This is a genomic window from Actinomadura sp. K4S16, from assembly GCF_008327685.1.
In the GTDB taxonomy this organism is placed as follows: Bacteria; Actinomycetota; Actinomycetes; order Streptosporangiales; family Streptosporangiaceae; genus Spirillospora.
Window position 1 is genome coordinate 268259 of sequence record NZ_BDDE01000017.1, and the last position, 22610, is coordinate 290868.

20 protein-coding genes are annotated in these 22610 nt (G+C 72.1%); 7 read left to right on the forward strand and 13 right to left on the reverse strand.

Features of this window, described 5'->3' with window-relative positions; translation table 11 throughout:
• Positions 1-29: 29 nt before the first annotated feature.
• From K4S16_RS27305 to K4S16_RS27320, 4 genes are all read right to left on the reverse strand, one after another.
• Entirely contained in the window at positions 30-1760 is a 1731-nt protein-coding gene (locus K4S16_RS27305) for a cation acetate symporter (RefSeq protein WP_149261886.1), read from the reverse strand.
• Positions 1757-2065 (reverse strand): DUF485 domain-containing protein, encoded by a 309-nt coding sequence (locus K4S16_RS27310; RefSeq protein ID WP_235037105.1) that lies wholly within the window; start codon positions 2063-2065, stop codon positions 1757-1759. Before K4S16_RS27310 ends, K4S16_RS27305 begins: the two co-directional genes overlap by 4 nt.
• Before the next feature lie 92 nt (positions 2066-2157).
• Entirely contained in the window at positions 2158-2907 is a 750-nt protein-coding gene (locus K4S16_RS27315; RefSeq protein ID WP_235037106.1) for a LytTR family DNA-binding domain-containing protein, read from the reverse strand.
• Between the two features lie 54 nt (positions 2908-2961).
• Positions 2962-4152, reverse strand: coding sequence for a sensor histidine kinase (locus tag K4S16_RS27320; RefSeq protein WP_149261887.1), 1191 nt, complete (start codon positions 4150-4152; stop codon positions 2962-2964).
• Between the two features lie 156 nt (positions 4153-4308).
• Here K4S16_RS27320 and K4S16_RS27325 point away from each other — a divergent pair, with 156 nt between their 5' ends.
• Complete coding sequence (locus K4S16_RS27325) at positions 4309-4617, forward strand: molecular chaperone GrpE (RefSeq protein ID WP_149261888.1); 309 nt, start codon at positions 4309-4311, stop codon at positions 4615-4617.
• Positions 4614-4937 (forward strand): type II toxin-antitoxin system PemK/MazF family toxin, encoded by a 324-nt coding sequence (locus K4S16_RS27330; protein WP_235037107.1) that lies wholly within the window; start codon positions 4614-4616, stop codon positions 4935-4937. The genes K4S16_RS27325 and K4S16_RS27330 overlap by 4 nt, the downstream gene beginning before the upstream one ends.
• A gap of 7 nt (positions 4938-4944) precedes the next feature.
• Here K4S16_RS27330 and K4S16_RS27335 read toward each other — a convergent pair whose 3' ends face one another.
• Genes K4S16_RS27335 through K4S16_RS27355 form a run of 5 tightly spaced genes read right to left on the reverse strand, consistent with a single transcriptional unit; the run spans position 4945 to position 10565 of the window.
• Positions 4945-6027 (reverse strand): acyl-CoA dehydrogenase family protein, encoded by a 1083-nt coding sequence (locus tag K4S16_RS27335; protein ID WP_149261890.1) that lies wholly within the window; start codon positions 6025-6027, stop codon positions 4945-4947.
• Positions 6018-6959: a VOC family protein gene (locus K4S16_RS27340; RefSeq protein WP_149261891.1), complete on the reverse strand. Its 942-nt coding sequence runs from the start codon at positions 6957-6959 to the stop codon at positions 6018-6020. The genes K4S16_RS27335 and K4S16_RS27340 overlap by 10 nt, the downstream gene beginning before the upstream one ends.
• A gap of 8 nt (positions 6960-6967) precedes the next feature.
• Positions 6968-7720: an enoyl-CoA hydratase/isomerase family protein gene (locus tag K4S16_RS27345; protein ID WP_149261892.1), complete on the reverse strand. Its 753-nt coding sequence runs from the start codon at positions 7718-7720 to the stop codon at positions 6968-6970.
• Positions 7721-7743: 23 nt separating this feature from the next.
• Entirely contained in the window at positions 7744-8976 is a 1233-nt protein-coding gene (locus K4S16_RS27350; RefSeq protein WP_149261893.1) for an acyl-CoA dehydrogenase family protein, read from the reverse strand.
• On the reverse strand, positions 8973-10565 hold the full coding sequence (locus K4S16_RS27355; protein ID WP_149261894.1) for an AMP-binding protein: 1593 nt from the start codon (positions 10563-10565) through the stop codon (positions 8973-8975). Before K4S16_RS27355 ends, K4S16_RS27350 begins: the two co-directional genes overlap by 4 nt.
• A gap of 541 nt (positions 10566-11106) precedes the next feature.
• Here K4S16_RS27355 and K4S16_RS27360 point away from each other — a divergent pair.
• A complete protein-coding gene (locus tag K4S16_RS27360; protein ID WP_149261895.1) occupies positions 11107-12927 on the forward strand; it encodes a bifunctional UDP-sugar hydrolase/5'-nucleotidase in 1821 nt (606 codons plus the stop codon).
• Between the two features lie 120 nt (positions 12928-13047).
• Here the strand turns inward: K4S16_RS27360 and K4S16_RS27365 are convergent, their stop codons facing one another.
• On the reverse strand, positions 13048-14025 hold the full coding sequence (locus K4S16_RS27365; protein WP_149261896.1) for a helix-turn-helix domain-containing protein: 978 nt from the start codon (positions 14023-14025) through the stop codon (positions 13048-13050).
• Positions 14026-14096: 71 nt separating this feature from the next.
• Between K4S16_RS27365 and K4S16_RS27370 the strand changes: the two genes are divergently transcribed.
• Positions 14097-15521, forward strand: a complete 1425-nt coding sequence (locus K4S16_RS27370; RefSeq protein WP_149261897.1) for a pyridoxal-dependent decarboxylase — start codon at positions 14097-14099, stop codon at positions 15519-15521.
• 9 nt (positions 15522-15530) lie between these two features.
• Here K4S16_RS27370 and K4S16_RS27375 read toward each other — a convergent pair whose 3' ends face one another.
• Positions 15531-16346 carry an SAM-dependent methyltransferase gene (locus K4S16_RS27375; RefSeq protein WP_149261898.1) on the reverse strand — a complete coding sequence of 272 codons (816 nt, stop codon included), beginning with the start codon at positions 16344-16346 and terminating at the stop codon, positions 15531-15533.
• Between the two features lie 130 nt (positions 16347-16476).
• Between K4S16_RS27375 and K4S16_RS27380 the strand changes: the two genes are divergently transcribed.
• Positions 16477-17658: a cytochrome P450 gene (locus K4S16_RS27380; protein WP_149261899.1), complete on the forward strand. Its 1182-nt coding sequence runs from the start codon at positions 16477-16479 to the stop codon at positions 17656-17658.
• A 127-nt stretch (positions 17659-17785) separates the two neighbouring features.
• Entirely contained in the window at positions 17786-19552 is a 1767-nt protein-coding gene (locus tag K4S16_RS27385) for a BCCT family transporter (RefSeq protein ID WP_149261900.1), read from the forward strand.
• Between the two features lie 15 nt (positions 19553-19567).
• Here K4S16_RS27385 and K4S16_RS27390 read toward each other — a convergent pair whose 3' ends face one another.
• On the reverse strand, positions 19568-20392 hold the full coding sequence (locus tag K4S16_RS27390; protein ID WP_149261901.1) for an oxygenase MpaB family protein: 825 nt from the start codon (positions 20390-20392) through the stop codon (positions 19568-19570).
• Positions 20393-20651: 259 nt separating this feature from the next.
• A complete protein-coding gene (locus tag K4S16_RS27395; protein WP_149261902.1) occupies positions 20652-21383 on the reverse strand; it encodes an isocitrate lyase/phosphoenolpyruvate mutase family protein in 732 nt (243 codons plus the stop codon).
• Positions 21384-21523: 140 nt separating this feature from the next.
• Here K4S16_RS27395 and K4S16_RS27400 point away from each other — a divergent pair, with 140 nt between their 5' ends.
• Positions 21524-22552 carry an esterase family protein gene (locus tag K4S16_RS27400; RefSeq protein ID WP_149261903.1) on the forward strand — a complete coding sequence of 343 codons (1029 nt, stop codon included), beginning with the start codon at positions 21524-21526 and terminating at the stop codon, positions 22550-22552.
• Positions 22553-22610: the final 58 nt, after the last annotated feature.

Genomic DNA, 22610 nt, shown 5'->3' on the forward strand with positions numbered 1-22610 from the left:
CCGAACGGTCGTTCTGGCGCGACGAACGGTCACACCCGCTTGGGCCGCCAGGTCCCCCGGTCCACGTCGAGCGACTCCGGAGTGTGCAGGCGCACCATCATCCGGGCGACACCGCGCGGTGTCCGCCTGGGCGTGCACAGCGAGACGACGATCATGACGGTGAACGCGATCGGGACCGTCCAGGCGGCGGGCTGGGCGAGCAGCGCGCCGAGCAGCCCGGCCGGCGGACCGGCGGCGATCGTCACCACCACCGCGGTACCGGCGAGCACGCCCCCGAGGGTGAGCCCGGCGAGCGCGCCCGGCACGGTGAGCCGCCGCCACCAGACGCCGAGGACGAGCAGCGGGCAGAACGTGGACGCCGCGACGGCGAACGCCAGCCCGACGACGTCCGCGACGGCGAGGGACCGGGCCGCGATCGCCAGGCCGAGCGGGACGGCGAGGGCGAGCAGCGTCCCGACGCGGAACGAGCGGACGCCGCCGCGCAGGATGTCCTGCGCCAGCACCCCCGCGACCGAGACGGTGATGCCGGACGAGGTGGACAGGAACGCCGCCACCGCCCCGCCCGTCACGAGCGCGCCCAGCAGGTCGCCGCCGAGCCCGCCGATGAGCCGTCCGGGCAGGGTGAGGACGACGGCGTCGGCCCGCCCGGTCATCAGCAGCTCGGGCGTGTAGAGGCGCCCGAGCACCCCGTACAGGGCGGGCAGCAGGTAGAACGCGCCCAGCAGCGACAGCACCACGACGGTCGTGCGGCGGGCGGTGCGCCCGTCCGGGTTGGTGTAGAAGCGGACGAGGACGTGCGGGAGCCCCATCGTCCCGAGGAACGTGGCGAGGATCAACGAGTAGGTGGCGTAGAGGGAGTGGTCGCGCCCGTCGAGCGGCAGCGCCCACTCCCGTCCGGTGGTCGCGGGGCGCCCGCTGACGTGCGGGACGTCGGCGCCCGCGGGGAAGGTGACGGACGTGTCCTGGTCGAAGTGGTGCGGCCCCGGCCCCAGTGCGAGCGGGGCGCCGGAGTAGGCGCGCCCGTCCACCCGTCCGTCCACGGTCACCTGGACGGGGGTCGTGACCTCCACGGTGACGGCCATGCCGACCGCGACGGTCGTGCGGTCGCCGAACCGCGGCGGGACGTCCGACGACAGGCCGGGCGCGCCGTCGTACCGCCACGCCATCAGCAGGAACACCAGCGGCACGGCCAGCGCGGTCAGCTTCAGCCAGTACTGGAACGCCTGCACCATCGTGACGCTGCGCATGCCCCCGACCAGCACGTTCGCCGCCACGACGACCGCGATGAGGACGCCGCCCGTCCACACCGGCGCGCCCGTGACCGTGCGCAGCACCAGCCCGGCGCTCTGGAACTGGGGCAGCAGGTACAGCCAGCTGATCAGCACGACGAACACGCTCGCGACGCGCCGCACCGCCATGGACTCCAGGCGCGCCTCGGCGAAGTCCGGCAGCGTGTAGGCGCCGGAGCGGCGCAGCGGCGCCGACACCAGGACGAGCAGGACGAGGTAGCCGCCCGTCCAGCCGACGGGCAGCCACAGCATGTCGGCGCCGTAGGCGAGGATCAGCCCGGCGATGCCGAGGAACGACGCGGCCGACAGGTACTCCCCGCCGATCGCGGACGCGTTGCGCAGCGGCGTCACCGTCCGGGACGCGACGTAGAAGTCGGAGGTCGTGCGGGAGATCCGCACCCCGAGGACGCCGATGAGCATGGTCGCGACGACCACCAGCAGCACGCCCGCGAGCCCGTACGCGGTGCTCACAGCCGGTCGGCCCGGTCGACGAGGTCGGCGAAGTCGTCCTCGTTGCGCTCGGCCTGCCGGACGTACCACCAGCCGCACGCGACGAACCACGGGTAGATCAGCCCGCCGAGCAGCACCCACGGCAGCGGCAGCCCGAACACCTCCTGCTCGCGCACCGCGGGGACGAGCGCGAACAGCAGCGGCAGGCCGAGCACCACCACGGCGAGGACCAGGCACAACCGGGCCGCCAGCCGCCACTGCGCGCGCACCAGCGAACGCATGTACGCCTCGCCGAGCCCGGTCTGCTCGTCGATCTCCCGCGTCACCGGGTACCGGGGCCGCCGGACGGCCCGGGTCCGCGGCCCGGTGACCAGCGTCCGCCCGGGCGCGACGCCCCGCCGGCCCGGTTCCGCCCCGCTCAGGGGGACCGCCTCGCCCGGCGGACGAGCAGGTCGCGCAGCTCGCGCACGTGCCTGCGGGCGACCGGCAGCTCGGCGCCGCCCACGACGACGGTGCAGCGCCCCGAGTCGAGCCGCAGCTCCGTGATCGCCGACAGCGCCACGAGATGGCTGCGGTGCACCCGGACGAACCCGGCGCCGCTCCACCGCTCGCTCAGCGCGGCGAGCGGGATCCGCACCAGGTGGCTGCCGCCCGGCGTGTGGAGCCGCGCGTAGTCGCCCTGCGCCTCGACGTACAGCACCTCCGCGGGCGTGACGAACCGGGTCACGCCGCCCAGCTCGACGGGCATGGGCTCCGGCTCGGACGGCTCCGGCGCGGCCTCGTCCTCCCCGACGGCCTCGGTGACCCGCCGGATCGCCACGGCCAGCCGCTCCGGCCGCACCGGCTTGAGGATGTAGTCGGCCGCCTTGATCTCGAACGCGTCCACGGCGTGCTCCTCGTACGCCGTGACGTAGACGATCTGCGGGGCGCGGGCGAACTGGGCGAGGACGCGGCCGAGCACGGTGCCGTCCAGGCCGGGCATCCGGATGTCGAGGAAGACGGCGGCGACGGGACGCCCCTCGGCGAGCGCCCGGTCGAGCTTGCGGAGCGCGGCGGCCCCGTCCCGTGCGGTGTCGATCTCCCCGATGCGCGGGTCGGCGCGCAGCAGGTGGACGAGGTCGTCGAGCGCGGGCGCCTCGTCATCCACCGCCAGGACACGCAGGCCCACAAGACCATCCTTTCCGCACCGTTCGCCACATTTCAGTCAACAAATAACCCCACGTCAAGAGGCCGTCACACCCGGCCGGTACTTGGGGACCCGCACCGTGATCTTCGTCCCGGCGCCCGGTCCGGTCTCCACGGCGAGCCCGTACTCGTCCCCGTACACCTGCCGGAGCCGCGCGTCGACGTTGGCGAGCCCGATCCCCGCCGCGTCGTCGGCGGACGGCTCGGGCCGCTCCCCGGACAGCAGGCGGCGGACGTCCTCGGGGTCCATGCCGATCCCGTCGTCCTCCACGCTGATCACGCAGTCGGCCCCGGCGTCCTCCGCGATGATCGTGATCAGGCCGGGCTCGGACCGGTCCTGGAGCCCGTGCCGCACGGCGTTCTCCACGAGCGGCTGCAAACAGAGGAACGGGACCGCGACCGGCAGCACCTCGGGCGCGATCCGCAGCGTCACCCGCAGCTCCTCACCGAACCGGGCGCGCTGGAGCAGCAGGTACCGGTCGATCGACCGCAGCTCCTCCGCCAGCGTCGTGAAGTCGCCGTGCCGCCGGAACGAGTACCGGGTGAACCCGGCGAACTCCAGCAGCAGCTCCCGCGCCCGCTCCGGATCGGACCGGACGAACGAGGCGATCGTCGTCAGCGAGTTGTAGATGAAGTGCGGCGAGATCTGCGCCCGCAGCGCCCGCATCTCCGCCTCCATCAGCAGCGTCCGCGAATGGTCCAGCTCGGCGAGTTCGAGCTGGGCGTCCACCCACTGCGCGACCTCCTCGGCGGCGCGGATCAGCCCGGCGGGAACGTCCTCCCCGTACGCGGCCAGCGTCCCGACCACCCGGTCGTCGGTGGCCAGCGGCACGACCACGACCCTCCGGATCGGGCAGTCGAGCCGGTCGCACTGCACGTCGTGCACCTGCGTGCGCCCGTTTCCCCGCGTGACCTCGGCATGCTTGGGCCCGTCCACCGCGTGGTGGTCGTGCTCCCCGTCCCAGGCGAGCAGCCGCTCCCCGTCGGTGATGGCGAGCGCCTCGCACCCGAGCAGCGCCCGCAGGTGCCGGGCCGCCTTCTGCGCCCCCTGCTCGGTCAGCCCGCCCCGGAACGCCGGCGCCACCCGCGAAACGGTGTGCAATGTCTCGAACGTGGCCCGCCGCTCAGGCCCCCCGAGATCCCCCCGCCGCCGATGCCGCCGCCCCCACAGCAACGCCGGCACCCACGTGACCACCAGCGTCGCGGCCACGGCAACGACCACACTCATCCGGCCAAACTACGCCGACCGGACACCCTCCGGGGGAGCCCGGCCCGACCGACTTCAACCACGCTGCCTCGGCGGACCTACGCGTGCGCGAATCGTTCCCTGTGCACCAGGTTATGCAGCATTCAATGCAGCATTATCTGCTGTATAGTTGGTTGCATGAGTGTTCGCAAGAGTGTCCCCATGGGGCCCGAGGACGTCATCACTCTGGAACGCATGCACGCTCCTGCCAGCCCAGAGCGCCAGGCCCTGGCCCAACTGACCGGCCAGGAGCTGGACGCGAGCGCCTCTGATGCGGAGATCCTTGCCGCATTGGTCCGCGCAGGCCGCGAGGCCGTCACTCAGCAGGTGGCGGCCACCGGGTACGCGGCATGGGCTGCCGAGATGGACGACGAGGACCGCGCCTACCGGGCCGCCCGGCGCGGTTGGGACCGCGACAACGAGACGGACGGCGAGACGAGCACGTGAACGCAGCCCCTACTGTCATCCCCGTCCGCGGCCGGGTCTATCGCGCCGACCTCGGTTTCGGACTCAAGCCGTGGTTAGTGGTCTCCAACAACGCTCGCAACAAGGCCATCGGCGATTGCCTGGTGGCACGGATCACCACCACTCGCCGCGATCTGCCATCCTGGGCACCCTTGCGACCTGGCGATCCACTCGCCGGCTACGTCAACTGCGACGACCTCGGCCCCTTGTACCGAGACCAGATCGTCGCTGATCTAGGAGCACTGTCTGCTCACACGATGATGGATGTAGGCCGTGCACTGCGGCATGCCTTGGCGCTGTGACAGCGGGTCAGGGCAGGTCGAGGGACGTTGCCAGTTCGTCCAGGTGGAAGTGGGCGTCGCCGAAGGCCAGGGACGCGGTCAGCGCGTGTTCGGAGAACAGGTGCAGGTCGTGTTCCTGGGTGAAGCCGATGGCGCCGTGTACCTGGTGGCCTAGGGCGCATACTCGTTCGTACGCCTCGCTCACCCAGGCCTTGGCCATCGCCACCGCCTGCGCGGCGTCGCGGTTCGCCGAGAGGAGCCAGATGGCCTCGTAGGCGGTGAAGCGGGAGCCGAGGACGTCGATGGCCATGTTCGCGCAGTGGTGCTGGACGGCCTGGAACGAGCCGACCGCGCGGCCGAACTGCTCGCGTTCGGTGGCGTACTGGACCGTCATGTCGAGGACGCGTTGCGCCGCCCCCACCATCTCGGCGCAGGTGGCCGCCGCGCCGAAGAGGGAGATCGCGTTCGCGGCGTCCGGGCCCATGGAGTCCTCGTCGGGGACCCGCAGGCCGTCCAGTTCGGCGTGGCAGGGACGGTCGTGGCCGATCGTCCCGAGTGGTTTCAGTGTGACGTCGGCGGCGTCGGCCCAGAAGGCGTGCGGCTCGCCGTCGAGCCGGGCCACCAGCAGGATGTTCTCGGCGGACGCGGCGAACGGCACGAAGGTGGCCGTGCCCTCCAGGAGGTAGCCGGACTCGGAGCGGGTCGCGACCAGCCCCTCGCCAGGGCGGTCCCACGGGAGCGGTGCCGCGGTCACGATCCGGCCCTCCGAGATGGCGCTCAGCCAGCGCTCCTTCTGCGCGGACGTCCCGAACCGCGCGACCGGCATCCCGCAGCACGCGACCGACGCCAGCAGCGGACTCGGGACCTGCGCGTACCCCAGCTGCTCGAACAGCAGGCAGACGTCCAGGAAGTCGCCGCCGACGCCGCCGTGCTCCTCGGGGAAGGCGAGGCCCGGCCAGCCGAGCTCGACCATCTCCTTCCACAGCGGCGCCGAGTGGCCGGCGGGGTCGCCGGCCAGGGCCCGCGCGCCCGCCGTCGCGGCCTTGGACTCCAGGAGCTCGCGGGCCGTGGCGGCGATCAACTCCTGGTCCTCGGTCAGGCTCAGGTCCATGGCGGCGGCACCTTGTCCGAGCGGACCCACACTCCCGGCCGCTCCTCCCAGAACAGCTGGACGAGGATGCCGCCGGTGTGCTTCGGGTGGATGAACGTGTGCTTCCAGGCGGCGCCGTCGGTGACGCCCTCCTCGTCGTCGAAGGTCGGGACGTCGTGGTGGTCGCAGGCCGCCAGCGCCGCGTCCCAGTCGGCCACCTCGAAGGTGACGTGGTGCGCGCCCGGGCCGCCGCGCTCCAGGAAGCGGTCGATGAACGAGTCCTCCCCGCGCGGCATGATGACCTCCCAGCAGATCGCAGAGCCGGGGATGTTCAGCACGAGGTCGGCCATGTCGGGGTGCTCCTCGTCCGCCGTCCGCCAGACCTGCACGAACCCGGCGAGGTCGTGGTACCAGCGGGCGAGGACGTCCCGGTCGTGGAAGGCCTGGCAGATGTGGTCGAGCGCCACGACGCCGAGGGACGGGCCGTCCGGCGGGGACGGCTCGGCGGCCGCGGCGGCGGCGGTGTCGCCGCACATGTCCAGGCTGCCCGGCCCGCGGAGCCGCCACAGCACGCCGGTGCCGTGCTCGGGCGGGCTCAGCGACGCCTCCAGCCAGCCGCCCCGCGCCCAGTCGGTCGGTTTGATGCCGCGCACCTCGAGCTCCGCGCGGACGGCTTCGAGGTCGGGCACCTCCGCGCCGACGTGGTGCAGGCCCGGCCGGCCCTTGTGCTCGTCCAGCCACGTCCGCAACGAGCCGCCGTCGCCGGCGGGCGCGACGACCTCCCAGGCCTGGCCGCGGCTACCGGGGATCTCCAGCCGGGCGCCGCGCACGCCCTCGGCCGGGTTGTCCCAGCTCCGGACGCGCCGGAACCCGAACAGGCCCTCCAGCAAGGCGACCTGCGTCTCGAGGTCGGGGGTCACCTGCGCGACATGATCGATTCGGTAGATCTGCACGGGTCCTCCTAGCTCGGGTGGGGCTCGATCCAGTCGTAGCCGTAGGTGACGAGCTCCTTGACGAGCCGCAGGTTGTAGCGGTTCATCGCCGCGATCCGCTCGGCCAGCTCGCCGATCCGCTTGTCGAACTCCGCGGCGGGATACACGTCGTTGACCAGGCCGAGCTGCAGGGCGCGCTCGGCGCCGATGCGGGCGCCGGTGAAGAGCAGTTCCTTGGCGCGGGCCTTGCCGATCCGCTCCGGCAGCCGCTTCACGCCGCCCCAGCCGGGCGCGGATCCGCCGAACTCGGGCTGGTCGGGGTCGCCGTCCTCGGTCATCTTCGGGCGGTACGGGGGACGCGCCGACAGCGTGATCTCGACGAGGCCCATCTTGGCGTCGTCGGAGGCGATGATGAAGTCCGCCGCGAGCGCCAGCTCCAGGCCGCCGCCGACCGCGTAGCCGTGCACCGCCGCGATCACCGGGACCGAGAGGCGCTCCATCATCGCGAACGTCTTCTCGCCGAGCCGGCCCTGCTCGATCCGCTCGCGCGGGGTCAGCTTCTCCGACCAGGAGAGGTCCATGCCGGCGCAGAACGCGCGCTCGCCCGCGCCGCGCAGCACCACGACGCAGACGTCCTCGTCGTCGTCCACGCGCGTGAAGATGTCGCGCAGCTCCGTCATCGTCGTGGGCGTCAGCGCGTTGAGCTTGTCCGGCCGGTTCAGCGTCAGCCAGGCGACCCGCTCCTCGATCCGCAGGTCGACGGTCTCGTAGTCCTCGGGCATGTCCGTGGCTCCTCCCGTAGTGGTCAGCCGCGGGGCAGGTTCAGGCCCCGGGTGGCGATGACGTTGCGCTGGATCTCTGTGGTGCCGCCGAGGAAGGTGGACGCGACCGAGTCCCGGCGCATGTGCGTGAACACCGCGTCGAGGGGCGCCCCCTCGCGGTCCCAGAGCGCGGCGGACCGCCCGAACGCCAGCGCGCCCGTCCGCGCGAGCCGCTGGTGCAGCTCGGCCCCGAACAGCTGGTTGACGGACGCCTCGAAGCCGGGCTCGTCGCCCGCCGCCTGCCGCGACACCGTGTAGCGGGCCAGGTTGTACAGGACGGCGATCTCGGTCCGCCGGCGCGCGACCTCCTCCCGCAGCGCGGGGCTCCGCCGGGCGTGCCGCGCCCCCTCCGGCGACCTGAGGTAGGCGACCAGATCGGCGAGGGCGTGCTCGTACTTGATGGTGGCGCCGATCCCGGCCCGCTCGAAGCCGAGCGCGGACATCGCCACGTACCAGCCGCGGTTCTCCTCGCCGACCCGGTTCGCCACCGGCACCCGGACGCCCTCGAAGAAGATCTCGCAGAACGGCACCGCGCCGCGGATGTCGGTGATGGGGCGGATCGTCACGCCGGGCGAGTCGGCCTCGACCAGCAGGAACGTGATGCCGCGGTGGGGGCGCTCGGCGGACGGGTCGGTGCGCACGAGCACGAACAGCCAGTCGGCGTACTGGCCCAGGGACGTCCACACCTTCTGGCCGTCGACCACGTACTCGTCCCCGTCCCGGACGGCGCGGGTGCGCAGCGAGGCCAGGTCGGAGCCCGACTCCGGCTCGGAGAAGCCCTGCGCCCACGTCGCCTCGCCCGCCGCGATCGGCGGCAGGTGGACGGCCTTCTGCTCGTCGGTGCCGTGGACCAGCAGGGTCGGGCCGAGGAGGAACGCGCCGATGCCGTTCACGGTCGGCACCCGGGCGCGCATCATCTCCTCGTGCAGGACGAACTCCTCCAGCGCCGACAGGCCCGCGCCGCCGTACTCCCGGGGCCAGTGCGGCGCGATCCAGCCGCGCTCGGCCAGCGCCGCCGCCCAGGCCCGCGCGCCCTCGCGCCGCTCGGGATCGTCCGCGACCCGGTCGACCGGCCAGTTGTAGCCGGCGACGTCCTCGGGTTCGAGGCTGTGCTCCTCGTCCCCGGCCGGACGGTACGACGCGGGGAACCGCTCCTCGACGAAGGCGCGGACCTCCTCGCGGAAGGCCGCCTGCTCTGGCGTGTCGTCCCAGTTCACCGGTCGCTCGCCTCCCGGTCCCAGGTGGTCGGGGTGATCCCGCCGTCGCCCTGCGCGCGCAGCTTGTACTTGGCGACCTTGTCGGTGGGGGTGCGCGGCAGCGCGTCGATGAACTCGACGTAGCGCGGCACCATCGAGCGCGGCAGCCGCTCCTCGCAGTAGGCCACCAGCTCCTCCGGGTCGAGCCCGGTGTCCGGTTGCACCACGACCGACACCTTGATGTCCTCGTCCTCCAGTTCCGAGGGCACGCCGATCGCGGCGCACTCCAGTACCGCCGGATGCCGGTTGATCTCGGTCTCCAGGTCGAACGCGGAGATGTTCTCCCCCCGCCGGCGGATGGCGTCCTTCATCCGGTCGAGGAAGTAGAAGTACCCGTCGTCGTCGCGCCATACCCGGTCGCCGGTGTGGAACCACATGTTCCGGAAGCAGCGGGTCGTGGCCTCCCAGTTGCCGTAGTAGCCGGTCGTGAGGACGAACGGCTGCTTCGGCCGCAGCACCAGCTCGCCCGGCTCGCCCGGCCCGACCTCCCGGTCGCGCTCGTCCACGACCGCCACCTGGAACCGCTCCTCGTGCGCCTGCCCGCACGAGCCGACGCGCCACTCCCCGTACGGGCTGCCGGTCGCGATGCCCGCCTCTGTGCTGGTGTAGGTCTCCACGGACCGGACACCGAACCGCTCCCGCAGGGGCTCGTCCAGGTTGGACTTGCCCATGTAGAACGTCTCCAGCCGGTGGTCGCGGTCGCGGGACGTCGGCGGGCGGTTCAGCAGGATCGGGATCATGGAGAACACGCTCATGCAGACCTGCGCGTCGAAGCGGCGCACGTCGTCCCAGAACCTCGACGCGCTGAACCTCTCGACGATCGCGATCGAGCCGCCGCCGAGGAGGGCCGAGAGCATGCCGTCCCACAGCGCGGCGGCGTGGAACAGCGGCAGCGGGCAGTAGATCGTCTTGCCCCAGCGGTCGAGGAAGTCGAGCGAGTCGTAGGCGCAGGTCAGCGCGAGGGCGTGCGGGACCATCGCGCCCTTGGACGGCCCGGTGGTGCCGGACGTGTACATGATCGCCTGCATGTCGCTGAAGGCGACGCCGGCGTCCACCGGACCGGAGCCGTCGGCCGGGAGCGCGGACATGTCCCGCGCGGGCTTGCCGAGCCGGTCGAGCAGCACCCCGGCCGCCGCGGCGCCCCGCACGATGACCCGTTCCAGCTTGGGCAGCCGGTCGGCGATCTCGACGAGCCGCTCGGCGTACGGGCCGTCGATGATGAGCCGGCCGGAGTCGGAGCTGTCCAGGACGTGCCGGAGCAGCTCGCCCCGGTAGGCGATGTTGATCGGTACGGCGACCGCGCCCAGCCGGGCAAGCGCGAAGATGACGTGCACGAAGTCGGCGCAGTTGGGCAGCATCACGCCCACGTGGTCGCCGCGCGCGATGCCGGCGGCGGAGAACGCGCGGGCCAGCCGGTCGGCGGCGGCGTCCACCTCGCCGTAGCTGATCTCCCCGTCGCGGAACCTGAGGAACGTCTGTCTTCGGTGCACCTGCGCCTGTGACCGGAGAACGTCCCCGAGGACGAAGCTCTCCAGCGTCTCCTTGCGCATCCGGACCTCCGCTGTCGCTGCGTGGCGTGGGTCGACGGGCTGGGTGGGCTCGACGGCTGGCGGCTCGATGGGCGGCTCGTTGGCGGGCGGGCGGACGGCGGCGCGGAAACGGCCGGCGGGGTCCGCAATCAGACATTGCCTTAAATAGAGGAACACGAAACGCCAAACACGGCAATAGTGGCGAAAAGGCAACAAGGACGTTCAAGTAGTGCGCTACTGGGACACGCCATCACCACTGTGACGCACGCCACACCACCCAGCCCCCGGTTTTCGGACACACGCCTCAGCAGGCGAAGTACCCCCGATACGACGGAACGCCCGGCCAGGCGGCGGCCTGACCGGGCGTTCGCGCGGGGCGCCGCCGGCCGTGCCCGCCCGATGTCCGGCGGCCTCCGGCACGAGATCGAACAGCGCCGGGCCGGACACCGTGCACAAGGACTGCCAACGAATCCGCCCAAGGATCGGAGGATGTCGCCGAAAGCGATCCTGAGCTGCGCCTCTATCGTTCTGCCGTCACCCCTGCGGAAGGAACGAGTGCGTCATGGAGAATCCGAAGGCCCCTGAGCCCCGCTGGTGCTCGTGCCGCGTGCCGGACGTCAGCCGCAGGCAGGTCCTCGGCGGCCTGACCGCCGCGAGCGCGCTCGCCCTGGCCGGATGGCCCGGCTCCGCCCAGGCTGCGACCCCCGGCAAGTCCGTGACGATCACCGTCATGGGCACGTCCGACCTGCACAGCCACGTAGTTAACTGGGACTACTACAAGGACGCCGAGTACACCGACAGCGCCGGCAACGTGGTCGGCCTGGCGCGCGTGTCCAGCCTCGTCAACCAGATCCGCGCCGACCGCGGGCGCGACCGCACGCTGCTCTTCGACGCGGGCGACACCATCCAGGGCACCCCGCTCGGCTTCTACTACGCCTCCGTCGAGCCGATCACCGATACCGGCGGGATCCACCCGATGGCGCGGCAGATGAACGCCATCGGCTACGACGCCGTGGCCCTCGGCAACCACGAGTTCAACTACGGCATCCCGTTCCTGAACAGGTGGATCGAGCAGATGGACGCGCCGGTGCTCGCCGCCAACGCCGTCCACGCCGGCACCCGCCGCCCCGCCTACCTGCCGTACATGATCAAGACGATGCGGGTCCGCGGCTACCCGCCGATCCGCGTCGGGGTGCTCGGCCTCACCAACCCGGGCGTCGCGATCTGGGACAAGGCCAACGTCTCCGGCAAGCTCGACTTCCTGGACCTGGTGGAGACGGCCCGGCGCTGGGTGCCGGTCATCCGCGCGAAGGGCGCGGACGTCGTCGTCGTCAGCGCCCACTCCGGCGACAGCGGCACCTCGTCCTACGGCGACGCGCTGCCCGTCGAGAACGCCGCCGCCCTGGTCGCCGAGCAGGTCCCGGGCATCGACGCGATCCTGTTCGGGCACGCTCACCTGGAGATCCCGCAGCGGTTCGTCACCAACAAGGCCACCGGCCGGACGGTCGTGCTGAGCGAGCCGAAGTGCTGGGGCCAGCGCCTGTCGGTCTTCGACCTCACCCTCGTCCACGAGCGGGGCCGCTGGAAGGTCACCGGCAAGTCCGCGACGACCGTGAACAGCAACACGGTCGAGGAGGACCCGGAGCTCGTCACGCTCGTCAAGAAGCAGCACGACGCGGTGGTCGCCTACGTCAACAAGGAGGTCGCGACCTCCACCGAGGAGATGTCGGCGGCGGAGTCCTGCTGGAAGGACACCGCGATCCTGGACTACATCCACCTGGTGCAGACCGCGAAGGTCAAGGAGGCGGTCGCGGGCACCGAGAACGCGTCCCTGCCCGTCGTCTCGATCGCCGCGCCCTTCAGCCGCGCCGCGACCTTCCCGGCCGGCAAGGTGACGATCCGGGACATCGCCGGCCTCTACATCTACGACAACACGCTGCTGGCGAGCATCCTGACGGGCTCCCAGATCAAGGCGTACCTGGAGTACTCGGCCCAGTACTTCAAGCAGGTCGACCCCGCGGCCCCGGTCGACCCGGCCTCGTGGACGAACGCGAACAACCGCCCCGACTACAACTACGACCAGTTCTCCGGCGTCGCCTACGACGTCGACATCGCCAAGCCGGCGGGCTCGCGCATCGCGAACCTGTCCTACGACGGCAAGGCCGTCGCCGACGACCAGAAGTTCGTCGTCGCGGTCAACAACTACCGCCAGTCGGGCGGCGGCGGCTTCCCCCACATCGCCGCGGCCCCGGTCGTCTACAACGCCCAGGTGGCGATCCGCGAGGCGATCGTCGAGTACGCGTCCGCCGCGGGGACCATCGACCCCACGACGTTCCACGTGGAGAACTGGAAGCTCGTCCGAAACGGCACCCCGGTCTTCTAGGGCCTGGCTCGAAGTGTCCTCGGCCACGCGCGCGAACGCGTGACCTGCCCGGTGCGGCGAAGCCGGAGGCGAGCGGCACCGGGCAGATCGCGAAGCGATGCCGCGTTCGCCCAGGCACGGTCACGTAGCGAGCCGCCAGGCGAGCGAAGTGGGCCGGGACTGTTGGAAGAAAGCGCGGCGGTAGGCGGTCGGGGGGACGCCTACCGCCCGGGTGAAGTGGTGGCGGAGGTTGGCCGGGCTGCCGAGGCCGGAGCGCTCGGCGATCTGGTCGACGGGGAGGGACGTGGTCTCCAGGAGTTCGCGCGCGTGGTCGATGCGGATGCCGCGCAGCCAGGCCATCGGGGTCGTGCCGGTCGCGGCGTGGAAGCGCCGGATCAGCGTGCGGGTGGTGACGTTCGCGCGGCGCGCCAGGGCGGCGACGGTGAGGGGTTCGTGGAGGCGCTCGCGCGCCCAGTCGAGGAGCGGGCCCATTTCGTCGGCGTCGGCCAGGGGCACCGCCGCGTCGATGAACTGGGCCTGGCCGCCGGGACGGTGCGCGGGCATCACGAGGCGCTTGGCCAGGGCGCTCGCGACGGCGGCGCCGTGGTCGTTGCGGACGACGTGCAGGCACAGGTCGAGCCCGGCGGCGGTGCCCGCGCTGGTCAGCACGTCGCCGTCGTCGATGTAGAGGACGGACGCGTCCACCATGACCTTCGGGTGACGGGCGGCCAGCTCGCCCGCGTGCATCCAGTGGGTGGTCGCCGGGCGCCCGTCCAGGAGGCCCGCGGCGGCGAGGACGAACGCGCCCGTGCACAGCGAGACGATGCGGGCGCCGTTGCGGTGCGCGGCGCGGACCGCGTCGACCAGGTCCGGCGGCTGCTGGTCGATGACGCTCGCGCAGGCGGGGACCACGACGGTGTCGGCCTCGGCGAGCGTGTCGAGGCCGTACTCGGCTTGGGCGGCGAAGCCGGCGGTGGTGCGGGTGCCGGGAGCGGCGCAGAGGCGGAAGTCGTACCAGGACGGGGCGAGCCCCGGGCGCTCGTACCCGAACACCTCGCACGGGATCGCCAGCTCGAAGATCGGCACGCCCTCGGTGACGGCGACGGCGAGCGTGTGCATGTCACTAATTTAGCGGTGATGGTCACTTGTGCCACTTGGGGGCGGGCCCCGTGCACGCCAGGCTCGGACGCATGGACCACTTCCCCTCTGGACGAGCCTCCTTCGATCCGCCCGCGGAGGCGGCCGAGCGCGTGTGGCGGCAGGTCGTCGACCTGATGCGCGGCGAGCGCGAGCAGATCGCCGGGCGGGACGTGAGCGCCCTCGTGGACGTGGACGAACTGCGTGCGGCGATCGGCGCGTACGACTTCGACCGCCCGGTCGCGCCCGGCGAGGCTATGGACGGGGTCGCGGAGCTGCTGCGGGCGACGACCGTCCACACCACGCATCCCCGGTACTTCGGATTGTTCAACCCCACGCCGACCTTCATGGGCGTGGTCGGCGAGACGCTCGCGGCGGCGTTCAACCCGCAGCTGGCCGCCTGGTCGCACGCCCCCGCCGCGGCGGAGATCGAGGCGCACCTGGTGCGCTTCCTCGGCGGCCGCCTCGGCTACCCGCGCGACGCGGTGGCCGGTTCGTTCACGAGCGGGGGCGCGGAGGCCAACCTGACGGCCGTGCTGCTCGCGCTGACCAGGACCTGGCCGGAGTACGGGAAGGAGGGGCTGCGCGCGCTCCCCGGCCGCCCGCTCCTGTACGCGTCGTCCGAGAGCCACCTGGCCTGGCTGAAGATCGCGCACGCGACCGGCATCGGGCGGGACGCCGTGCGCCTCGTCCCGACCGGCCCCGGGCTGCGCATGGAGGCCGGGCCGCTCGCCGAGCTGATCGCCGCCGACCGGGCGCGCGGCGACCTGCCGTTCCTCGTCGCCGCGACGGCCGGCACCACCGGCGCCGGAGCGATCGACCCGCTGCACGACCTGGCCGACCTGTGCGCCGGCCTCGGCCTCCGCCTGCACGTGGACGCCGCCTACGGGGGCGCGGCGGCGCTGTCGGACCGGCTGCGCCCCGCCCTGGACGGCATCGAGCGCGCCGACTCCGTCACGCTCGACGCGCACAAGTGGCTGAGCGTGCCGATGGGCGCGGGCACGCTGCTCACCACCGACGCCGAGGGCCTCGCGGAGGCCTTCCGGGTCACCACGTCCTACATGCCGGACGAGATCCAGGGGACCGTCGACCCCTACACCTCGACCCAGCAGTGGTCGCGCCGGTTCATGGGCCTCAAGCTCTTCCTCAGCCTCGCCGTCGCGGGCCGCGCCGGCTACGCCGAGCAGCTCGAACGCGACGCCGCCCTCGCGGACGTGCTGCGCGGCAGGCTCGCCGCGACCGGCTGGGAGGTCGTCAACGACACCCCGCTGCCCGTCGTGTGCTTCGCCGACCCCGGCGACCGGACGTGGGACCACCACGACGCGCTCGCCCGCACGGTCGTGGAGAGCGGACGCGCGTGGATCAGCCCCGTCCGGCTGGACGGGCGCGCCGCCCTGCGCGCCTGCGTCATCAGCCACCGCACCACGGCCGAGGACGTCGAGGACCTCGTCGACGCCGTGAACAAGGCGCGCACCTGATCAGGCGGGTCAGGGGACGCGGGCGAGGGCGCACAGCATGGAGACGTCCTCGACCGACGGGCGGTCCTCCGGCGGGGCGTCGGGACGCCAGTCGACGACCGAGGTGATGCCCGGCGGGAGGAGTTCCAGGCCGTCGAAGAAGCGCGCGAACTCCTCCCGGGTGCGGAGCCGGAACGGGACGCCGCTGCGCGCGTTCGCCTCCTCGTTCTCCGCGTACTGCTCGGGGGTGAGGTGCTCGCTGGTCGCGTGCGTCATGACGAGATAGCTGCCGGGGGCCAGGGCCGAGACCAGGCGGGAGACGATGCCGTGCGGGTCGTGGTCGTCGGTGATGAAGTGCATGGTGGCGACCAGCATCAGCGCCGCCGGCCTGGACAGGTCCAGGGTCTCGCGCAGATCGGCGTTCGCGAGGATCTTGTCGGGTTCGCGCAGGTCGGCCTCGATGTAGGCGGTCCGGCCCGCCGGGTGGCTGTTCAGCAGGGCGCGGGCGTGGACGAGCACCACGGGGTCGTTGTCGACGTAGACGATGCGCGACGTCGGCTCGATCGCCTGGGCGACCTCGTGCACATTGCCGGCCGACGGGAGCCCGGTGCCGATGTCGAAGAACTGGTGTATTCCGGCCTCGCCGGCCAGGTATCCCACCACGCGCTTCAGGAATTTGCGGTTCTCCCGGGCCGACAGGCCGACGGTCGGCCACGCGGACGCGACCACCTCAGCGGACTCGCGGTCCACCGCGAAATTGTCCTTGCCGCCGAGCCAGTAGTTGTAGCGGCGGGACGGGTGCGCCTTCGTCGGGTCGATCCCCGCGGGGACCCACTCATCTTCCACGGCGACCTCGTTTCGTTGCGCGCCGCGCCCCCGCGGCTCAAGATCAAGTGCCCTGGTCGTACCGGGCGAAGAACAGAATCTCACATCCGCGGGGGACCGAAACGGCGGCCTTTGTGAAATGGTGGCGACCGTGGATCTCTTCTACAGTCCCTTCGACTTCGCGATTCAGGACGACCCTTACCCGGTGTACGCGGAACTGCGCGAGAAGTCACCGGTCCATCGCAACGACGCCGACGACTTCTGGGCCCTTTCCCGGCACGCCGACGTTCTCGCGGCCCTGAAGGACTCCGCCCGCTTCTCCAGCCGGAACGGCCTGCGGATCGAGCCGGCGTTCTGGGGCCCGGACGCGGAGAGGTTCTTCTCCTTCGTCGCGATGGACCCGCCGAAGCACACCCGGATGCGCGGCCTGGTGTCGCGGGCGTTCACGCAGAAGCGCGTCCAGGCGCTGGAGCCGCGCATCCGCGAGATCGCGCGCGAGTGCCTGGCGCCGCTTCTGGACGGCGACTCCTTCGACCTGATGACCGGCTTCGCGGCCCGCTTCCCCACGGACGTGATCTCCGAGCTGGTCGGCGTCCCCGAGGCCGACCGCGGCAAGGTCCGCGACCTCGGCATGGCGATCATGTACCGGGACGAGGCGGGCGACGACCTGCCGCCCGAGGCGCTCCAGGCGATCGGCGCCCTCGTCGCCTACTACACCGAGCTGACCGTCGAACGGGCCCAGCGGCGCCGCGACGACCTGCTGTCCGGCCTGCTGGACGCGGCCGAGGGCGAGGACCGGCTCACCCCGGAGGAGATCGTCGGCGTGCTGATCCTGCTCGTCGGCGCCGGCATCGAGACCACGATGCTCACGCTCGGCAACGCCTGGCACGCCGCCTGGCGGCACCCCGAGCAGCGGGCCGCCGCGCTCGGCGGGCGCGTCGAGGACTGGATCGAGGAGACCCTGCGCTGGGACCCGCCGTCCCAGGCGCTCGCCCGCACCACCAACGAGGACGTGGAGCTGCACGGCGTGACGATCCCGGCGGACGCGCGCGTCCTGCTGCTCACCGGCGCCGCCAACCGCGACCCGGACGTCTTCCCCGAGCCCGACCGCTTCGACCTCGACCGCGACACCGGCGCGTCCCTCGCGTTCGGCAACGGCCGCCACCACTGCCTCGGCGCGAACCTCGGCCGGCTGGAGGCCCGCATCGCGCTCGGCGAGATCGCGGACGTCGTGGCCGACTACGAGATCGACATCGACGCCGCGAAGCGGGTCCGCTCGTCCAACGACCGCGGCTTCGCGTCCCTGCCCACCCGCGTCACCGCCCGCCGCTGACCGCGCCGTCCCCGGCCGGAGGCGCTCCGACGGCCGGGGACGCCGGAGTCCGCGAACCCAAAGATTTTGCAAACGGACCGCTCCCCTGCGTAACTGAAAACTGAACTTTCGGGCATGAGACCGGGCTATGGAGAGGACCAAGCCCGAGCCGGGCGAGCGCGACGAGTATCCCGGCACCGAGCCCGTGAGCCTCGTCGAGCACGAGCGGCCGCGTACCGACTGGGTCGTCTACGGCGTCGCGGCGGTGCTGTCGGCCTCGTTCGTGATCTGGGGCGCGGCCGACACCGGCGGCCTCGGCTCGGTCGCCGGCACGGCGCTGGACTGGCTGCTGACGAACCTCGGCTGGCTGTTCGTGCTCGCCGCGACCGGCTTCGTGATCTTCTCGCTGTGGCTGGCGTTCAGCCGGTACGGCCGCATCCCGCTCGGGCAGGAGGGGGACGAGCCGGAGTTCCGCACGGTCTCGTGGGTCGCGATGATGTTCAGCGCGGGCATGGGCATCGGGCTGATGTTCTTCGGCGTCGCCGAGCCGCTCACGCACTTCGTGAAGCCGCCGCCCGGCACCGACCCGGCGCAGAGCGAGGCCGCGATCGAGACGGCCATGGCGACCACGATGTTCCACTGGACGCTGCACCCGTGGTCGATCTACGCCGTGCTCGGCCTCGCGATCGGGTACAGCCACTACCGCCGGGGCCGCAGCCAGCTGATCAGCTCGGCGTTCACGCCGCTGCTCGGCCGCCGCCGCGCCGCGGGTCCCGCGGGCAAGGTCATCGACGTCCTCGCGCTGTTCGCCACCCTCTTCGGCTCGGCCGCCTCGCTCGGCATCGGCGCGCTGCAGATCCGGACCGGGATGCAGGAGGCGGGCTGGATCGAGTCGCTCGGCACCACCGTCCTCGTCCTTGTCATCGTGGTGCTGACGGTCTGCTTCGTGGTGTCGGCCGTGTCCGGCGTCGCGCGCGGCATCCAGTGGCTGTCCAACATCAACATGGTGCTGGCCGTCCTCCTCGCGCTCTTCGTGTTCGTGGTCGGGCCGACCGTCTTCATCCTGGAGCTGCTGCCCACCACGCTCGGCGTCTACCTCCAGGACTTCGGGGAGATGGCGTCCCGGTCGGGCGCGACGGGCGGCGAGCCGATGAAGACGTTCCTGTCCAACTGGACGATCTTCTACTGGGCGTGGTGGATCTCCTGGGCGCCGTTCGTCGGCATGTTCCTGGCCCGGATCAGCCGCGGCCGCACCATCCGGCAGTTCGTCGCCGGCGTGATCCTCGTGCCGAGCGCGGTCAGCGTGGTCTGGTTCGCGATCTTCGGTGGGACGGCCGTCGACCAGCAGCGCAAGGGCCTGAACCCGTTCGGGAACGGGACCGAGGAGCAGATCACCTTCAACGTCCTCGGCCACCTGCCGTGGGTGGCGGTGACCGGAGTCGTCGTCATGGTGCTGGTCGCGATCTTCTTCGTGTCCGGCGCGGACGCGGCGTCGATCGTGATGGGCACGCTGTCGCAGCGCGGCTCGACCTCCCCGTCCCGCTGGGTCGTGGTCTTCTGGGGCGCGATGACGGGCGGGGTCGCCGCGATCATGCTGGTGATCGGCGGGGACGAGGCGCTCAACGGGATCCAGAACATCACGTTCATCGGCGCGCTGCCGTTCGCGATCGTGCTGATCCTGCTGTGCGTCGCGCTGGCGAAGGACGTCCGCTCCGATCCGATGATGCGCCGCCAGCACAAGGGCGCCGAGGTGCTGGAGGACGCCGTCATCGCCGGCGTCACCCACCACAAGGGCGACTTCGAGCTCCAGATCAAACCGTCCGACACGCAGGACACTGCGGACACCGCGCGGGACCAGGAGAACCCGGAGAACGCGCGGAACGCGGACGCCGCGGCCCGGGAGGTGCCCCGCTGAGCGCCCGGGACGAGGTCACACGATCGGGCGCCCGCTCCTGATGCGGCGCCGGACGTCGCGCAGGTAGAGGTTGAAGGGGAACATCCGCGCCGGGCCCGGCAGGGCGCGGTTGCTCCGTGCCAGCACGCGGGCGAAGCGGTCGAAGCGCGCCTGGTCGCGCGGCGTCCACGGGAGGCCGAGCTCGTCGCGGAACGGCTGGGGCAGGAAGCCGAGCGTCAGGAAGCGGTGGAACCGGCCGAGCGTCCAGTGGACGGGCGCGGGCAGGAAGCGCATGTCGGCGAGGTCGCGCAGGTAGCGGCGGGTGACGTCGTCCATCTCGATCTTCTCCAGGCCCGCCCGCCAGTACTCCTCGAAGGCGGCCCGGTCCGGCGGCCACATCTCCGGCGCGACCTGGAGGGTGGTGCCGAAGCGGGCGCCGTACCGGTACAGCTCGGCGGCCTCCTCCTCCGACGGCTCCCCGTACAGCATCGCGTAGATCATCTCGACGCCCGCGTAGAGGCACGCGGCGACCCACAGCTGCAGCTCGCGGTCGAACGCGTTGTAGGCGACGGGCTCCTTCGCGCGGACGTGCCGGTGCGCCCGGTTCACCTCGCGCCGCATCGCCTCGCGTTCGGCCTCGGTGCCGAGCATGGCGACGGCGATGTAGCTGAGCGTGGTGCGGGCCCGCTTGACCGGGTGCTTGTCGACGCGGCCGCTGTCGACCGTGCTCTCGGCGACGCCGTGCCCGATCGGCAGGCGGGACAGCTGCATGACGACGTTGGCCGCGGCGGCGGCCAGGGCCATGCCGCTGATCGAGTCCAGGACGACTTTCGGCGGCGTCTCCTCAACGGTCGCGGTCATGCCGGCCCCACCTCCGTACGGGCTCGCGCCTGCGCCCACGTCTGATACAACGAGTCGAATTTCGTCTCACTGTGCCATCGTAAGTGGACACTTGCAAGGCGCCCGTCGTGAGAGCGCCCTCACACGCGGCCCGCACCGGAGGCCAGGCGCCTACGCCGGGCGGGGCGCAGGCGCCAGAGCTCAGGGCTGTGCGGTCGCCCCTTGGCCAGGCGGCCCGGGCCCGTGCGGGGGACCCGGCCAGGCGTAGGCGACCCCCAGGTCAGGCGTAGGGGTCCTCCTTCGCCAGGACGCGGCCGGCGAACTCCTTCAGCGCGTCCAGGGCGCGCAGGTACGGCATCGGGCCGTAGGAGACGCGCGCGACGCCCGTCTCCGCCAGATCCCTGAGCGAGGTGCCAGGGAAGTTGTTCGCGTTGATCGGCCCCGGGATCCCCTTGACCAGGGACGGGAGGGCGTCCGGCGGCGCCGCGATCGGGTACACGCAGTCGGCGCCGGCCTCCAGGTAGAGCCGTCCGCGGGCGATCGCGGCCTCGACCGGGTCCGGCGCCTTGGCGACGAAGACGTCCGCCCGGGCGTTGATCACGAGGGCGTCACCGGCCGCCTCCCGGACGGCCGCGATGTACTCGGCCTGCGTCTCCGGCTTCGCCAGCTCCCCGGCGTAGGTGTCCTCCAGGTTGCAGCCCGCCGCCCCGATGGCGAGCAGCCGCTCGACCAGCTCACCCGGCTGGAGCCCGTACCCGGCCTCGGCGTCCACGGTGACGGGGACGGTCGCCGCGCGGATGACGCGCTCGGCGGCCGCGAACATCTCCTCGACGGGCGCCCCCTCGCGGTCGGGGTAGCCGAGCATGGCGGACACGGCGGCGCTGGCGGTGGCGAGGGCCGGGAACCCGGCCTCCTGGACGGTCTTCGCACTCCCCGCGTCCCAGACGTTGGGCAGCAGCAGCGGGTCGCCCGGCCGGTGCAGTTCCCGAAGGCGTGCGGCGTTGTCGGTCATGTCTGTCTCCTTCACTTCCCTGTAGGAGCGGAGAACCCCGCCGGATTGTGACATCCGCCCCCGACGGCGGGCCCGTCCGGACGTCCGGGCCATGGGTTAGCGTCGAGCTGATCATTCGCTTTGCGACAAGGGAGTACGCGATGCAGCCGTGGTCCGCCGAGCTCGCCGGCCGCCTGGAAGAGCACACCGTCAGCAGCGAGCTGCTGCGCGGCAACCCGCTGGGCGATCCGCACGAGCGGCCGGTCCTGGTGTACGTACCGCCCGGGTACGACGACGAACCGGACCGCCGCTACCCCAGCGTCTACGTGATCACCGGCTTCACCGGGCACGTCGGCATCTGGCGCAACCGGATGCCCTACCGGCAGCCGTTCCCCGAGACGGCCGACGCGGTGTTCGCCTCCGGGGAGGCGCCGCCCGCGATCGTGGTGTTCGTGGACGCCTGGACGGCGCACGGCGGCAGCCAGTTCGTCGACTCGCCCGGCACGGGCCGCTACCACTCCTACATCTGCGACGAGGTCGTCCCGTGGGTGGACGGCCACTACCGGACGCTCGACGCGCCCGAGCACCGGGCGATCAGCGGCAAGTCCAGCGGCGGCTACGGCGCGATGATCACGCCGATGCTCCGCCCCGACCTGTTCGGCGCGCTCGCGACGCACGCCGGGGACGCCCTGTTCGAGTACTGCTACCTGACCGAGTTCCCCAAGTGCGTCCGCCACCTGCGCAAGTACGACGGCGACATCTGGCGCTGGTGGGACGACTTCAGGAGCCGCACCTCGTTCACCAAGCCCGAGGACATGGAACTGCTCAACATCCTCGGCATGGCGCTGTGCTACTCCGCACGCGAGGACGGCACGGTCGACCTGCCGTTCGACCCGGTCACCGGCGTGCTGCGGCCGGAGGTGTGGGAGCGCTGGCTCGCGTGGGACCCGGTACGGATGGTGCCCGGGCACGCCGAGGCGATGCGGTCGCAGCGCGCGATCTGGATCGACGGCGGGACGCGCGACGAGTGGTACCTCGACATCGGCGCGGAGGCGTTCCGCCGGGCGCTGCTCGACGCCGGCGTCGCGGAGGACGTGATCCATTTCGAGCTGTTCGACGCGGGGCACGGCGCCATCGACTACCGCTACCCGCTGGCGCTCTCCTGGCTCTGCCGCCGCATCGCCCCCTGACGCGGGCCGGGCGCCTCAACGCGCTCGCCGCCCCCTTGGTTCCCTGCCTGACGGGCCG